The 14,225-nt window shown below is 58.8% G+C and carries 12 protein-coding genes and 5 pseudogenes; 9 read left to right on the top strand and 8 right to left on the bottom strand.

The window, feature by feature from the left end:
* Both V4R08_RS15795 and V4R08_RS15800 read right to left on the bottom strand, forming a co-directional pair.
* Positions 1-780 carry an ABC transporter ATP-binding protein gene (locus tag V4R08_RS15795; RefSeq protein WP_335580356.1) on the bottom strand — a complete coding sequence of 260 codons (780 nt, stop codon included), beginning with the start codon at positions 778-780 and terminating at the stop codon, positions 1-3.
* 2 nt (positions 781-782) lie between these two features.
* Complete coding sequence (locus V4R08_RS15800; RefSeq protein ID WP_335580357.1) at positions 783-1,919, bottom strand: MlaE family lipid ABC transporter permease subunit; 1,137 nt, start codon at positions 1,917-1,919, stop codon at positions 783-785.
* Between the two features lie 273 nt (positions 1,920-2,192).
* On the opposite strand from V4R08_RS15800, the gene V4R08_RS15805 reads away from it, so the two are divergent.
* Positions 2,193-2,597 (top strand): hypothetical protein, encoded by a 405-nt coding sequence (locus V4R08_RS15805; RefSeq protein WP_335580358.1) that lies wholly within the window; start codon positions 2,193-2,195, stop codon positions 2,595-2,597.
* 37 nt (positions 2,598-2,634) lie between these two features.
* Here V4R08_RS15805 and V4R08_RS15810 read toward each other — a convergent pair whose 3' ends face one another.
* From V4R08_RS15810 to V4R08_RS15820, 3 genes are all read right to left on the bottom strand, one after another.
* Complete coding sequence (locus tag V4R08_RS15810; protein ID WP_335580359.1) at positions 2,635-5,328, bottom strand: bifunctional acetate--CoA ligase family protein/GNAT family N-acetyltransferase; 2,694 nt, start codon at positions 5,326-5,328, stop codon at positions 2,635-2,637.
* 73 nt (positions 5,329-5,401) lie between these two features.
* On the bottom strand, positions 5,402-5,842 hold the full coding sequence (locus V4R08_RS15815) for a CBS domain-containing protein (protein ID WP_335580545.1): 441 nt from the start codon (positions 5,840-5,842) through the stop codon (positions 5,402-5,404).
* An 87-nt stretch (positions 5,843-5,929) separates the two neighbouring features.
* A complete protein-coding gene (locus V4R08_RS15820; protein WP_442935695.1) occupies positions 5,930-6,400 on the bottom strand; it encodes an Hsp20/alpha crystallin family protein in 471 nt (156 codons plus the stop codon).
* A gap of 160 nt (positions 6,401-6,560) precedes the next feature.
* Here V4R08_RS15820 and V4R08_RS15825 point away from each other — a divergent pair, with 160 nt between their 5' ends.
* Entirely contained in the window at positions 6,561-7,544 is a 984-nt protein-coding gene (locus tag V4R08_RS15825) for a zinc-dependent alcohol dehydrogenase family protein (protein WP_335580360.1), read from the top strand.
* Here V4R08_RS15825 and V4R08_RS15830 read toward each other — a convergent pair.
* A complete protein-coding gene (locus V4R08_RS15830) occupies positions 7,500-7,943 on the bottom strand; it encodes a hypothetical protein (protein WP_335580361.1) in 444 nt (147 codons plus the stop codon). The genes V4R08_RS15825 and V4R08_RS15830 overlap by 45 nt on opposite strands.
* On the opposite strand from V4R08_RS15830, the gene V4R08_RS15835 reads away from it, so the two are divergent.
* Together V4R08_RS15835 and V4R08_RS15840 are read left to right on the top strand one after the other, a co-directional pair.
* Positions 7,899-9,140, top strand: coding sequence for a bifunctional aminoglycoside phosphotransferase/ATP-binding protein (locus tag V4R08_RS15835; RefSeq protein ID WP_335580362.1), 1,242 nt, complete (start codon positions 7,899-7,901; stop codon positions 9,138-9,140). The genes V4R08_RS15830 and V4R08_RS15835 overlap by 45 nt on opposite strands.
* A gap of 20 nt (positions 9,141-9,160) precedes the next feature.
* A complete protein-coding gene (locus tag V4R08_RS15840; protein WP_335580363.1) occupies positions 9,161-10,069 on the top strand; it encodes a CHAD domain-containing protein in 909 nt (302 codons plus the stop codon).
* A 120-nt stretch (positions 10,070-10,189) separates the two neighbouring features.
* Here V4R08_RS15840 and V4R08_RS15845 read toward each other — a convergent pair.
* Positions 10,190-10,818: pseudogene (locus V4R08_RS15845) on the bottom strand (transposase); the annotation flags it as partial.
* Between V4R08_RS15845 and V4R08_RS15850 the strand changes: the two are divergent.
* The 4 genes and pseudogenes from V4R08_RS15850 to V4R08_RS15865 all read left to right on the top strand — a co-directional run.
* Positions 10,812-11,036 (top strand): annotated as a pseudogene (locus V4R08_RS15850) (IS256 family transposase); the annotation flags it as partial. The pseudogenes V4R08_RS15845 and V4R08_RS15850 overlap by 7 nt on opposite strands.
* 25 nt (positions 11,037-11,061) lie before the next feature.
* Positions 11,062-11,232 (top strand): annotated as a pseudogene (locus tag V4R08_RS15855) (IS256 family transposase); the annotation flags it as partial.
* Positions 11,233-11,277: 45 nt separating this feature from the next.
* Positions 11,278-11,796: pseudogene (locus V4R08_RS15860) on the top strand (IS110 family RNA-guided transposase); the annotation flags it as partial.
* Positions 11,797-12,098: 302 nt separating this feature from the next.
* On the top strand, positions 12,099-13,130 hold the full coding sequence (locus V4R08_RS15865) for an IS110 family RNA-guided transposase (protein ID WP_335580547.1): 1,032 nt from the start codon (positions 12,099-12,101) through the stop codon (positions 13,128-13,130).
* A gap of 201 nt (positions 13,131-13,331) precedes the next feature.
* On the opposite strand, the gene V4R08_RS18275 is transcribed toward V4R08_RS15865, so the two are convergent.
* Positions 13,332-13,688, bottom strand: a complete 357-nt coding sequence (locus tag V4R08_RS18275) for a transposase (protein WP_442935696.1) — start codon at positions 13,686-13,688, stop codon at positions 13,332-13,334.
* On the opposite strand from V4R08_RS18275, the pseudogene V4R08_RS15875 reads away from it, so the two are divergent.
* Positions 13,609-14,216, top strand: a pseudogene (locus tag V4R08_RS15875) (divalent metal cation transporter); the annotation flags it as partial. The gene V4R08_RS18275 and the pseudogene V4R08_RS15875 sit on opposite strands and share 80 nt — an antisense overlap.
* Positions 14,217-14,225 lie beyond the last annotated feature (9 nt).

The following is a 14,225-nucleotide window of genomic DNA, read 5'->3' on the forward strand; positions in this document are numbered from 1 at the left end:
TCAACTCGCTTTCGGTTGCAGCATCAACGAGCGCTTGCCATGGAAGTAGGCCCGCACCCACGGATGTTCGGATTGGAGCAGCTCGCGCATCGGCCCAATGGCGACAATCTTACCGTCCGCCAGCGCCGCGACGCGGTCGCAGACGGTATTCAGGCTCGCGAGGTCATGGGTGACCATGAACACCGTCAGCCCAAGGGTTTTCTGTAAGGTCTTGATCAGGGCATCGAAATCACCCGCCGCGATCGGATCGAGGCCGGAGGTCGGCTCGTCGAGAAAAACGATCGCCGGGTCGAGCGCCAGCGCCCGCGCCAACGCCACGCGCTTGGTCATGCCGCCCGACAGTTCGGAGGGAAACTTGTCGCCATCCTCCGGGGTCAAGCCGACCATTTCCAGCTTCGCTGTCGCAATCTCGTCCATCAACGCATCCGACAGCACAAGGTTTTCACGCAACGGGAACTGGATATTCTGCCGCGCGGTGAGCGAAGAAAATAGCGCACCTTGCTGAAACAGGATGCCCCATCGACCTGCCGCCATCTGCGTTCCGCGATCGTGGGTCAACCCGATCTTGGCGTCCATCACCTCGATCTCGCCGCTTTGTCGCGGGATCAGGCCAATAATGGTTCGCATCAGCACCGACTTGCCGCCGCCAGAGGCGCCGACCAGGCCGAGGATCTCGCCACGGCGCACATCGAGCGAGAGATGGTCGATGACGACGCGGCGCCCGAAGCCAACGACAAGATCGCTGACCCGAATTGCAAATCGCCCCACCGATGCATCCATCGCTACATTCCAATCGACGCGAAGAACACCGCGAACAATCCATCGAGCACGATCACCAGGAAGATCGACTTCACCACCGAGGTTGTCGTCTGTTTGCCGAGCGATTCGGCACTGCCCTTGACGCGCAGGCCTTCGCTGCAGGCGACGATGCCGATCACCAGGGCCATGAACGGCGCCTTGATCATGCCGACCTCGAAATGCGTCACGGAAACGGCGTCGCGCAGCCGCGCTATGAAAATAGCCGGACCCATACCGCCGTAGAACCACGCCACCAAGCCGCCGCCGTACAGCGCGGCCATTGATCCGATGAACGTCAGAATCGGCAACGCGACAATCAACGCGATAACGCGCGGCAGGATCAAAACGACGACCGGATCGAGCCCCATGGTGGAGAGCGCATCAATCTCCTCACGCATTTTCATGGAGCCGAGCTCGGCGGTGTAGGCGCTGCCGGACCGGCCGGCGACCATGATCGCGACAATCAGCACGCCGAGTTCGCGCAGCACGAGAATTCCGACCATATCGACGACATAGGAATCGGCGCCGAACTTGCGAAAATGAAAGATGCCCTGCTGAGCGATGATCGCGCCGATCAGAAACGTGATGAGCAGGATGATGGGGATCGCCTGCCAACCGACCCGATACAATTGATAGACCAGCGAAGTGAGCCGCAGCGAGCGCGGCCTGCGAATGATGCCGACCAATGCGCTGCAAAGTGAACCGAGCATTTGCAAGAACACGGCCACATCTTCTTTGGAACCCCAGGCAGAGCGGCCAATCTCCTCCACTTTGGCAATCACGGGATTGCGTACCTTGGGTGCCGGAGGATTGTGCCGGTTTACATGCCGGACTTCCTCGATCAGGCCAGCGTAGTTTTCCGAGACCCCGACGACTTCGATCGGATGATCGGTAGACGCCATTCGCCGCGACAATTTTTCGAGCAACCACGCTCCCAACGTATCGAGTTCGCTCAGGCCGCTCATATCCATTTTCAAGAACTTCGCCCGCTCGACCTGCGGCGTGACGGCGCCCGCGAGCGCTTCCAAGACGGTGACATTCGCCGCGATCCAAGAACCGTCCGGGCGCAATTCGACCGTATCGTCCCTCGATGTGACCGCCAATTGGGGTGCCGTCGCCAAATGCAAATCTCCAGCTCGCTGCCTCCTCCATAAACTGGACTCGGGAATGGACGTTGACCTGCCTCAAACCGGCATCACAGCAGCTCGTCGAAGACATTTGATGCAAGTCAACGGCACGAACTGGCGCCCGCATAGATTTCCAACCGGTTCGTTACAACCATCATCCGCAGCCTGACCAAGCCGAACCCTGGACAGGACTCCGGATTATCAATCACGACGGAGCACTAGGTTGGCTCGTCGGTCGAAAGGCCATCAAACGCGAGGATTATGGTCATGAATCTCAAGCCGATCCTAAATACATCTCTGCCGCTGCAGTTCCGGCAGATTCACCTTGAGCTGGCGCGCGAACCAGGTCACCCCGAAGGAGATAGCGGCGTCGGCTACATCGTTATCGCCCCGCTCGCCTCCGACGGCCGCATCGACCCCAAATCATGGAAAGAGCATCGCGAAGCCTGTCGCGTGACACGTTTGCGGCCGGACGGGGATGACGACGATGTAGGTCATCTCGTTCACCGCCCCGGCGGCACCTGGGCATTCCATTACGACAGCGCGAGCAACCTGCCCGACGAAGCCGGCTATCACTTCGAGGACGAGCGTTTCGTGCCTGGTGAATACGTCTCAATCAACGAAGGAGGCACCATGCACACCTATCGCGTCAGGTCGGTCGCTCACCTGTGATACAATGAATGATTGGACGCTACAGGATATGCCTTGGCTAAAGCGCAAGCCTGACATGGCAAATGTCATGCTCGACGGGATCGTTCGCGATCTCGAAGCCGAGATCGCGGCACATCGCGAGCATGACCGTATTTTCCGATAGCACATCGCCGGCAATGTGCTTCAGTCCTTCGGATTTGGCGTAATCGATGATCAATTGCATCAACGCCCAACCGAGCCCCCTACCCTTCAAATCCGAGCGAAGCAATATGGCGTACTCGCCGGATTCATAAATCGAATCCGAGTGGATGCGGACGACGCCAACCATCTCGTGGGTGGCCTCGTCGAAGGCCACGAAAGCCATTGCGCGCGCGTAATCGAGTTGCGTCAGCCGCGCAACAAATTCGTGGCTGAACTGCTTCATGGCCGCAAAGAACCGGAGCCTCAGGTCCTCCTTGGTGACGTGGCGCAAGAATTCGTGAATCAACGGCTCGTCGTCAGGCCGAATCGGCCGGACCATGATTCGCCAGTCGTCCTTCAGTTCAAGATGCCGCAGCCATTGCGACGGATACGGCCGAACAGCAAAGTTGGCATTGCCCGGGCCGACAAATTTTCGTACCGGAGGCCCCACCGCGATACGAGCATCGACCGTAAGAACGCCGGTCTCATCGGCGAGTAGCGGATTGAGGTCCAGTTCGTCGATCTCGGGAATATCTGCCGCGAGTTGTGCCAGCTTCACCAACGTCAGCGGTATTTCGTCTTGTTTGACGGCAGGCACATCGCGATAGGCGCGCAACAGCCGTGAGACGCTGGTGCGCCCAACGAGATCACGCGCGAGCTCGAGATCGAGCGGCGGCAAGACCAGCGCCTTGTCGTTGATCACTTCCACGGCCGTGCCTCCGTGACCGAAAACGATGACGGAGCCGAACGTCGGATCGTTGGCGATCCCCAGGATGAGTTCACGAGCCTTCGGCCGCAGGACCATCGGCTGCACCATGAAGCCATCAAGCTTCGCATCCGGACGCTTCGCTTTGGCATTCGCAAAAATGCTGACGGCGGCGGCGCGAACCGAATCGGCGCTCGTGAGATTGAGAACGACGCCGCCGACATCGGACTTGTGCGAGATGTCGCGCGAAAGCACCTTAAGAACGACGGTGGCGCCTTGTGCAAACCACGACTCCGCCTGAGCCGCAGCCTCCTCGGCATTGGCAGCCACCCGCGTCGGCACGCTGGCAATCCCGTAAGCGTTCAGGACACCCATAACTTCAATAGGATCGAGCCACCGCCTGCCCTCCGCCACCGCCGGCTCAACAATTCGCCGCGCCGCCTCGGTATCCGGCACGAACTCATGCGGCAAGCTCGGTGGAACAGCAGCCAGCGATTCGACCACCTCGCGGTGATGAACGAGATACATGAATCCGCGCACGGCGTCGTCTTCCGTCGGATAGTCGGGAATGCCGGCATCGGAAAATGTTCTCGAAATCGTTTCCTCCGCGCCAACCCATACCGCCAGTACCGGCTTTGCGGGGACAGCGTGCTTCTGCCGATCTGTGCCCACGGCGCTGGTGACGGCCGCAACAATGTCGCTCGAATCTGCAATCGCCGTTTGCACATTCATGACAAGGACAGCATCGCTATCGCCATCCTGCAACAGAATCTCGAGCGCCGCCACGTAACGGGCCGGATCGGCGTCGCCAATGATATCGACCGGATTGGAGCCGGACCAGGCCGCCGGCAAAACGGCGTCGAGACGTTGTTTGACGACAGGGTTGAGCGCCGCCGGAATTCCTCCCAACTCGACAAGCCGATCGACCGCAAGAACACCGATACCGCCGCCATTGGTGAGCATGGCCAGCCGCTTCCCAGACGAAAATTTGAGTCGGCTCAGCGTCTCCGCACAATCGAACAGTTCACGGAGATCGAACACACGCAGTATGCCGGCGCGACGGAACGCCGCATCATAGACGGCATCCGAACCGGCAAGCGCACCGGTATGGGTTGCCGCCGCCTTGGCTCCCTGCGCCATTCGTCCGGATTTGACGACGACAACCGGCTTGACCCGCGCCGCCGCCCGCGCCGCCGACATGAATTTCCGGGCGTCCTTGACCGCCTCGATGTACATCAGAATCGCCTTGGTATCGGTATCGAGCGCAAAGAAATCCAACAGATCGGCGATATCGACGTCAAGCTGGTCACCAACCGATACGACCCCAGAAAATCCGACACTACGATGCGCGGCCCAATCGACCATCCCGGTGGCGATCGCACCGGATTGAGAGATCAGCGCCAGATTGCCCGCGCGCGGCATATGAGCCGCGAAGCTCGCGTTCAGATTGACCTTCGGCATCAATATTCCGAGGCAATTGGGCCCGATCAGCCTCATACGGTGCGCGCGCGCCGCATGATCGGCAGCTTCCGCCACTGAGCCCGCTCCGTGGCCGAGACCAGCGCTGACAATGATGGCTCCAGCGGCGCCGAGCTGTCCGGCTTCGGCAACGATCTCAGGAACCGTTCGCGCAGGCGTCGTGATAATCACAAGCTCCGGTACAAACGGTAAGTCCGCCAAACGGTTAACCGTCGGCATACCGACAATCTCCGGGTAGTGCGAATTGACAACGCCGAATGGGCCTTCAAACTGGGATGCGCGTATGTTTTTTATAATCGCTTGCCCGACCGAGCCGCGGCGCGTACTCGCACCGACCAACGCCACCGAACCCGGGGCAAGCAGACTATTCAATCGATAAGTCGACATGGACCCTTCACGCCGAAAGGCGCCTGCGCTGCAATCTTGATGGCTTCTTGCGGCGCATCAGGCAGCTTTGATTTTACAGGGCACGCTGCTCGCCACGGGTGCAGTCTCGCAAAGCTCGCATGACATCCTCGCGCGAGATGATGCCGACCAGATGCTGGCCCGTACCCATAACGGGAATACTGCGAAGCCGGTGCTCGACCATCAACTGCAACACGCGCACCAACTTCGTCGTTGCGCTCACATAGATAAATTCGTGGATCATCACATCGGAAACGGTTCGTTTCATGAGTTCGTCATAACGCGGCACCATCGAGCTCAGCGTAAGGGCAAAACATTTGAGGAAATCGAACTTTGTCACCAGGCCAACGACCTCCAGTTGGTCGACGACCGGATAGGCATTAAAATCATCGCTGGCGAACAGATCGTTGAGTTCGTCCATCGTGACATCGGACGATACCGTCTTGACCTTGCGTGTCATGTAACGGTCGACGGACTGTTCGAGAAATTGATACAAGATGTCACCCAATTTTGCTGCATTTGGCTTAGAGCGGGCTGTGGCTCGGGCGCGCGCAGTACATGCCGTGCGCGCCGGATTCTCAAATCAGGCTGCCGTTTTGACTTCGATTGTTTTGGCCTGCGCGGGTGCTGGCTTCGGTACCGTGACCTTCAGGACACCCTTCGACATCACTGCCTTGATGCTGTCGAGGTTCACGCCCGGCGGCAGTTCGACAGTTCGCACGAAGGAACCGTAGGTCCGCTCGACAAGATGATAGTCCTTTTCTTTTTCCTCTCGCTGGTTTTTCTTCTCGCCGCGAATCGTCAAATGATTGTCCACGACGTTCAACTGTACGTCTTTCTCCTCCATGCCGGGCAGTTCCGCGGTCAATTCAATCTCCTTGTCCGTCTCGGCAAGATCCATGCTGGGCATCAGCGTCCGTGACGAGAGACCGGCAAAGCTCCTGCTGAAGCCATCGAACAGCCGGTCCATCTCTTGCTGCAACGCCGCCAACGGATTTGCTTCGGTACGTGCCAGGGAACTATCCCGTCCTATAGGGATGAGCGACTTCATCATGATTGGTCCTCCAAACAATGACCTCTGAGCGACGTTATCTCACCACCCGCAAGCGGGAATGTTTTGATCGAGGTCAAACAGAGGTGGCCATTGCACTGCAATAAATACCGGAGTTACTTTCCAAGCGGATCGGACATACCTTGGCCTTAGGGAGGTTTCCATGCGCGCGATGGTGCTCTCGGCTCCAGGCACACAGCTCCTGATAAACGAGCGCGACGATCCAATCCCTGGCGACGGAGAGATCCGCGTCAAAATCAGTGCGTGTGGGGTTTGCCGCACCGACCTCCATGTCGTTGATTCGGAACTTCCCGGCATCCGCTATCCGATCATCCCAGGCCATGAAATCGTCGGCCGCATCGACCTGATGGGTCTCGGCGTGACCGGTCATGAGATTGGTGACCGCGTCGGAATCCCCTGGTTGGGGTACACCTGCGGCGTTTGCCGTTATTGCCGACTCGGCATGGAGAATTTGTGCGACCGCCCGCTTTTCACCGGCTACACCCGCGATGGCGGCTTCGCAACCCACACCATCGCCGATGCGCGCTATGCTTTCGCGATCGATGGAACCGGCGACGACGTATCGGTCGCGCCGCTATTATGTGCCGGCCTGATAGGCTGGCGGTCGCTGGTCATGGCGGGCAATGCCGAACGGCTAGGTATCTACGGGTTTGGCGCGGCAGGCCATATCGTCGCTCAAATCGCTATCTGGCAGGGGCGCTCCGTATTTGCCTTCACCCGCGCCGGGGATGTCGCGGCGCAGGACTTCGCCAGGCAACTTGGCGCCGTCTGGGCCGGTGCATCCGATCAGCGTCCGCCGGCCGAACTGGATGCCGCCATCATCTATGCCCCGGCCGGTGAATTGGTCCCGCTCGCCCTGCGCGCAGTTCGCAAGGGTGGCCGGGTTGTATGCGCTGGAATCCACATGAGCGATATTCCGTCATTTCCATACAGTCTCCTTTGGGAGGAGCGGCAGCTGCTATCCGTTGCCAATCTGACGAGGCAGGACGGCATCGATTTCTTCAAGATCGTTCCTCAGGCCGGAATTCACATCCGCACGACGACCTTCCCCCTCGACAAGGCAAACGACGCCCTTGCCATGCTAAGGGCAGGACAACTGCTGGGGGCAGCCGTTCTTCAACTCTAACCAAAGCCGGACATGACAAGCCCGACCACGCAGGAAACTGCCATTCAGCGGGAAGTCTTTGCCTTCCTGACCGACCCCGCGACACATGGCGATGCCGACGTTCGGCGCATCGACACCCATTCCGCCGTGGTTTTTCTTGCACGCGACAGAGCACTGAAGGTCAAGCGCGCAATCCGGTTTCCATTTCTCGATTATTCCACACTGGCGAAACGGAAGGCGTCCTGCGAAGAAGAGATCAAGATCAATCGTCCATCGGCGCCGCAAATCTACCGCCGCGTTGTCGCAATCACACAAGGCAATGACGGTTCGTTCAGCATCGACGGCGACGGGCTGCCGGTCGAATATGCCGTCGAGATGGAGCGCTTCGACGAGCGTCTGACGCTGGATCACCTCGCGCAAGCCGGCGCATTGGATCCTGCTCTGGTCGTTGACCTTGCCGACGCCATCGCGGCATCGCATCGGACAGCATCCGCCGCCGCGGTCGACGGATGGATTTGTTCCGTTCCCTCCATTATCACCGACAATACATCCGCGTTCCGGGCTTCAGGCTGCTTGCCTGCAGACGCCATCGATGAGCTTGATGCGGCAAGCCAGACTGAGTTCTCGAGGATTCGAGCACGATTAAAGGAGCGCGGCCGCCTCGGGCTTGTTCGACGCTGCCACGGCGATCTACATCTCGCCAACATCGTGCTGATCGGGCACAAGCCAGTTCTGTTCGACGCGATCGAGTTCGATCCCGCGATCGCCTCAGTCGATATTCTTTACGATCTGTCGTTCACCTTGATGGATCTTCTGCACTACGGACGTCGTATCGAAGCCAATATCCTTCTCAACAGATACCTGACCATACCATTTGAAGACAATCTCGACGGAATCGCGGCGCTCCCGCTGTTCATGTCGATGCGCGCCGCCATTCGTGCCAATGTCCTGCTGGCACGCCTCGGCGGTCACTATGCTGATGAAGCGCCCATACTGCTGGCGACCCGCTCCTATTTCGCTTTGGCACGCCAACTGATTTCTCCTTCCTCGCCAACGCTTGTCGCTATTGGCGGCCTGTCCGGAACCGGAAAAACCGTGCTGGCCCGCGCGCTCGCTGACGCCATTGAACCTCCGCCCGGAGCCTTGATTTTGCGTTCAGACGTCGTGCGCAAACAGTATTTCCAGGTCGATGAGACGCAACAGTTGCCTACAACTGCCTACCAGCCGGAGGCTACCGCGATCATTTATCAAATCCAGACCGAACGCGCCGGACGAATTCTCTCGCAAGGGCACTCCGTCATTCTCGACGCCGTCTTTGCCAAGCCGGCCGAGCGGCATTCGGTTGCCGCTATCGCTCGCAAGCTCAACCTGCCATTTGTCGGTTTCTTTCTCGTGAGCGATCTAATAACCCGAATGAAACGGGTCAGACATCGCGTAGACGATGCGTCCGATGCCACGCTCGATCTCGTCAGACACCAGGAGAACTATGATATCGGCCCGCTTGACTGGCACATCATCGATGCCTCCGGAACACCTCAGCAAACTCTGCAACGCTGCAAGGAACGGTTTGGCATGGCTCAAACCGATCTCTCGCCAAAACCGCTGGACCCACCGTGACTGGCCCCCGAAACTCTCGCTTGAACAGCTCACGCTCCCAACAGCGACGGGAACGGCATCGCCGCTACAAACTGCCGCGACTGACCGCAACGATGACATGCCAGGAAGCATTTCGCACGATTGCCCGCGGTTGTCTCGACGATCTGGTAGAAAATCAACAAGCAACGTGCGAGGGAAACCGTGAAGCGCTGCACCAGATGCGCATTGCACTGACCCGTTTACGGGGTGCCCGATCTTTTTTTTCCTCTTCCATTCCATCTTCAGAATGGTCCCCCTTGAAGGGTGAATTGAAATGGTTGAACAAACATCTGAGCCAGGCGCGCGATCTGGACGTCGCGCTTAAACGACTCTCCTCAGTTGAGGACACGAGTCCGCAACAATCGCTCGATCGCGTTTGGCGGAAAACATGGAGCACTAGCCATCGAGAACTCAGCCGGGCGCTTCACTCAAGGCGATACCGGATACTGCTGCGCGACATGTTAATCTGGATGGAGAATGGAAATAGGTCGCCGGACAGCCTGAAACCGTCAACCTCGCTCACGACGTATTCTGACCGCCAGCTTGACCGGTGGTACAAGAAACTGATCAAAAAAAGCCGCGCCTTTGACGATATGAATGCAGGTCAGCGCCATCGACTCAGGATACAAAGCAAACGACTCCGTTATGCGCTCGAAACCCTTGGACAGCTTCTCCCAAGTAAATCTCACGCAAAAGTGAGAGAGTTTCTGAAGTCTCTACGCAAGATTCAGAAATGCCTGGGGCAGTTAAACGACGCCGAGCAAGGCCGCGCTATCGCAACCACCTTGGCAACGCGGGATGACGGGGCGAGATCCCGCTCGCTGTTCCCGACGGGCCGAAAAGCCAGGAAACGGATGATCAAAGCCGCTGCACTCACTTTCCGACAGATGGCGGAGCTGAAGCCATTTTAGATTATAGTCGTAGTTTTTGTTTGATGTGGGCATTTTGAGCGATGGCTTGGTGAGCGCGTCGCCACAGCGACCATGCGATGACATAGCCAAGTCGAATTCGTTTTCGCGCGAGCCGCTGCGCTATTCTGCGGATTTTCTGGACCGACCAACGGATGAGGTCTTGCGCGTTCGGGTTGCGCGCGAAGTGTTTTTTTGGGGCGGCGCGTTAGCTTTTTGGCGAATGGCGGCCATCATGGCGAAGGTCACTATGACAAGCGACAGTGACGATGCCAGCCATGCCAGGATCGCGTTTCATTATGATCGAGGCCGAACTCGTTCTTGGCGGTCTCAAAGCTGTCCTCGATCGCCCAGCGATGGCCTTCAACGGCGACCAACTGCCTGATGGAAGTTCCGGCGGAACACCAGGTGGTGAAGTAGGCAAGTTTGCCGTCGGCGATATGGCGTCGGATCAGCAGGCCGCGCGTCCACAGGCCGCTGCGCTCTTCATTGAACTCACCGGCGTCGAGATCGGCGAGTTCGAGGTACGCCCAGTCATGCAAGCGCGGCCCCTTGGTTCCGCTGCCCGCCGACAGGCGTCGCCAGTCGACTGGCTTTAGCGTTCTAGCGATTTCTTCCGCCGAGCCGCTGATCAACCGCTTCTGGCTCCAGGATCCGGACCAGTGATTGGCGGCGACGCCGAGCACATAGCCTTTGCCAGCCCGGCGCAAATCCCGCTCGATGTCGCCGACGCCGTGGACGCTGTCACCCGATCGAGAGCGTATTCGCGACAGTGCATCATCGAACCGTGCGGACAAAGGGCGCGCTATCGGCAAAGACCGCCAAGCTCATGGTGTTCAAACTCGTCAATGCCGCCGCGAAAACATGGCGCCGATTGAACGGCGAGAACCAGTTGCCAAAGGTCGTTCAAGGCGTCAAATTCAAAAACGGAATCGAGGTCACTGAAATGCCGGCTCACCACGCCGCCTGATCAACCTCGTCACCCAAAATCCCGCATAGCTCCCAGGGGCCACTTCCCAAGCGACGATGCGGCAACCAAGCTGCTCTATCTGATCTTGAACCGATCGGAAAAAGAGTGGAAAATGCCGCCACGTGAGTGGACCATGGCCAAGGCCCAGTTCGCCGTCATCTTCGGCGAGCGCTTCATCCGGGCAATGGCGACATAATGTTCAACCGCCCGCCCGCACACGGAATTCCTGACAGTCCCGGTCTCCAACCTCCTGGAGCCAGCCCGTATCATCCTTGGCGCTATCATCGCCGAACTCCGTGCGCTCAATGATCGGGTGTCGGTGCTTGATGCCGAGATCGTGCGGCGCGCGAAGGAGGATCCGGTCGCGAGGCGGTTAATGACCATCCCTGGTATCGGGGCGATCACCGCAACAGCCCTGGTCGCGCTGGCACCATCGGCCGCGACCTTCCGACGAGGGCGCGACTTTGCCGCATGGCTGGGTCTTACGCCGGTGCAACACTCCAGCGGCGGCAAGGAACGGCTGGGTCGAACCTCTCGGATGGGAGAACGAACGCTGCGATGTCTGCTCATCATTGGGGCGAGCGCAGTTGCCAGTTGGGCATCCCGCAAAGGTCCCGTGCCGGGATCGTGGCTGGCCAGCATGATGGCGCGCAAGCCGCCGATGCTGGTGCGGGTCGCGCTGGCTAACAAGTTGGCCCGAACAGTCTGGGCGTTGCTCGCCCATGGCGGGGTCTACCGAGCTCCGGCGGTGGTGGCGTAAGCCGCTAACGTCGTGGGGTTGCCGTGGAGCAGGCTGAGGTTGAAGGAGAGTATGGCGCAACGGTCGTGAGACGGGATCGGGAAAACCAGTTCATGGACAAGCGTCTCGAGCGCGCCAGGTTGTTTTGGAACCGATCCGCGAACTCCTATATGCCGCAGCAGAGGCCGGACACATGTCAGCACCCGATCCGCACGCCATTTACTTTCCAAAGATTCAGCTTGCTTCAACGGGGGCAATGGTATGGACCCCGCCCTCGCGGCGAGGTGGAATCTCGAGCGCCAACTGCGATGAAGGAGGATGTCATGCAAGTCGTTCGGATAGGTCTGGATCTTGCGAAATATGTGTTTGAGGTTCATGGCGTCGACAGCCACGGGAAAGTCGTCGTGCGCAAGACGCTGCGTCGCAATGCGGTAGCCCACTTCTTTGCCAACTTGCCACCGTGCCTGGTCGGCATGGAAGCTTCGAACGGTGCGCATTACTGGACAAGAGTGCTCACTGAGTTCGGCCACCAAGTGCGGTTGATCAGTCCGCAGTTCGTGACACCGTACGTAAAATCCAACAAGAACGACCGAAACGACGCGGAAGCCATATGTGAAGCCGTCGGCCGACCATCAATGCGCTTCGTGCCGCCGAAATCGGTGGATCAGTTGGCGGTGCAAGCCGTTCATCGCATTCGCCGGCGTCTAGTCGCGGACCGGGTCAGGCTCGTCAATCAGATTCGTGGTCTTCTTTCCGAGCATGGAATTGTCATCGCCCGTGACATTACGCAGTTACGACGCGGCCTCGCGAAGATTGTCGGGAGCAGCGATGACGGGCTCAGCGGCCTGGTTCGGTCGCTCATGCGGGAATTGCAAGTCGAGATAGCTGAACTCGATCAGCGAATAACATCCTATGATCGACGGATACGGGAAATCTTCCGCAACAGCGAGCAATGCCAGCGCTTGGGCAAGATCGAAGGCATTGGCCCTGTGACAGCGACGGCATTGATTGCTGCCGTGGGGGACAGAACGTGCTTCAGGAATGGCCGCCAGTTTGCCGCATGGCTGGGCTTGGTGCCGAAGCAGCGATCGAGTGGAGGGCGAGCTCGTTTGTTCGGCATCAGCAAGCGCGGCGACCGTTATTTACGCACCCTGATGATCCATGGCGCTCGCGCCGCTTTGGGTCGAGCCGGCGGCAAACAGGATCCTCGAAGCCTCTGGCTCGGCAAATTGCGGCAGCGGCGACATCCCAATGTTGCGGCTGTCGCGCTCGCCAACAAGAATGCCCGCATCGTGTGGGCCATGCTTTCCGGCGATGCATCCTACGAACCGGCGATGTCAGTGACGGTAGCCTGAGGCAAAGCCGCAAACGGAAGAAAGAGAAGGAGGTCTCACCCCAGCAATTGCAGCAAATGGCAGGAGATGGCGAAACGGTCACCGCGTCGCTTCCCGAACCTGATGTGTGGACCGGCATGGCTTAGCCAATGTCTCCGGGGCATTGAGGTGGAAGCGGGCGAAAATCCATCGAGGCTCGCGGCGAAGATTGGTCAAGCCGCATCAGGAAGCCGGATATACGTCAGCAGTTGTGACCTGTGATCCTGATCCGTCCAACCTGTTGCAATCGGGCGGGGTCCATATACGTCCACACATGTCCATGACCTTGGCGTCATGCACACTACCTGTGGTCACGCCCGCGGTGTGCACGAGCCCGCTTGTCGTGTCGATACCGATATGGGCCTTCATGTCAAAGTACCACTGGTTGCCCTTCTTCGATGAGCGCATCTCGGGCGCGCGCTTCTGTATTTTTTTCTTCGTCGATGGCGATTCGACGATGGGAGCCTCGCCCCTCGTCGACGACGCACCCGCTGCGAATGTTGAACTCAGCCGCATCCGTTGGGACACCTGGAGCGGCATGCTCTACTCTGACATCACGGCCTACTTCATCATCCTGGCGAACGCCGTCACGCTCAACGTCGCAGGCATTACCGATATCGAAACCGCGGCGCAAGCAGCAAGTGCGCTGCGGCCACTTGCCGGAGACTACGCATTCACTCTCTTCGCTCTCGGCATTCTCGGGGTTGGCCTGATCGGAGTACCAGTTTTTGCCGACTCTGCTGCTTATGCTCTCTCCAAAGCAATGGGCTGGAAATGGGGCTGGAAAGAAAGGCCACCGATGCTCGCAACTTCTACGGCGTCATAGTCGTCAGCGTGCTTGCCGGGCTGCTCATTCAGTATTCGCCGATCAGCCCCATGAAAGCACTGTTCTGGAGCGCGGTGATCAACGGGATTGTTGCGGTGCCGCTTATGATTATCATTATCCTACTCGTGTTCAAGAAATCCGTGATGGGCGCCTTTACTGCCGGACGCCCCGTCATCCTACTTGGCTGGATCACGACGGCGCTCATGGGCGCAGCGGCCGTGCGAATGTTTATTCCGGGTTAGCTTGCGTCT

It is taken from the genome of Nitrobacter sp. NHB1 (genome assembly GCF_036964665.1).
Classification (GTDB): domain Bacteria; phylum Pseudomonadota; class Alphaproteobacteria; order Rhizobiales; family Xanthobacteraceae; genus Nitrobacter.

Bases quoted from the DNA above. Each gene is read 5' to 3' on its own strand.
- V4R08_RS15865 (WP_335580547.1), top strand. From the start codon at position 12,099: ATGCAAGTCGTTCGGATAGGTCTGGATCTTGCGAAATATGTGTTTGAG.
- V4R08_RS15820 (WP_442935695.1), bottom strand. From the start codon at position 6,400: ATGATGAAGTCGCTCATCCCTATAGGACGGGATAGTTCCCTGGCACGT.
- V4R08_RS18275 (WP_442935696.1), bottom strand. From the start codon at position 13,688: ATGCCGCTCCAGGTGTCCCAACGGATGCGGCTGAGTTCAACATTCGCA.
- V4R08_RS15795 (WP_335580356.1), bottom strand. From the start codon at position 780: ATGGATGCATCGGTGGGGCGATTTGCAATTCGGGTCAGCGATCTTGTC.
- V4R08_RS15825 (WP_335580360.1), top strand. From the start codon at position 6,561: ATGCGCGCGATGGTGCTCTCGGCTCCAGGCACACAGCTCCTGATAAAC.
- V4R08_RS15805 (WP_335580358.1), top strand. From the start codon at position 2,193: ATGAATCTCAAGCCGATCCTAAATACATCTCTGCCGCTGCAGTTCCGG.
- V4R08_RS15835 (WP_335580362.1), top strand. From the start codon at position 7,899: ATGGAGCGCTTCGACGAGCGTCTGACGCTGGATCACCTCGCGCAAGCC.
- V4R08_RS15810 (WP_335580359.1), bottom strand. From the start codon at position 5,328: ATGTCGACTTATCGATTGAATAGTCTGCTTGCCCCGGGTTCGGTGGCG.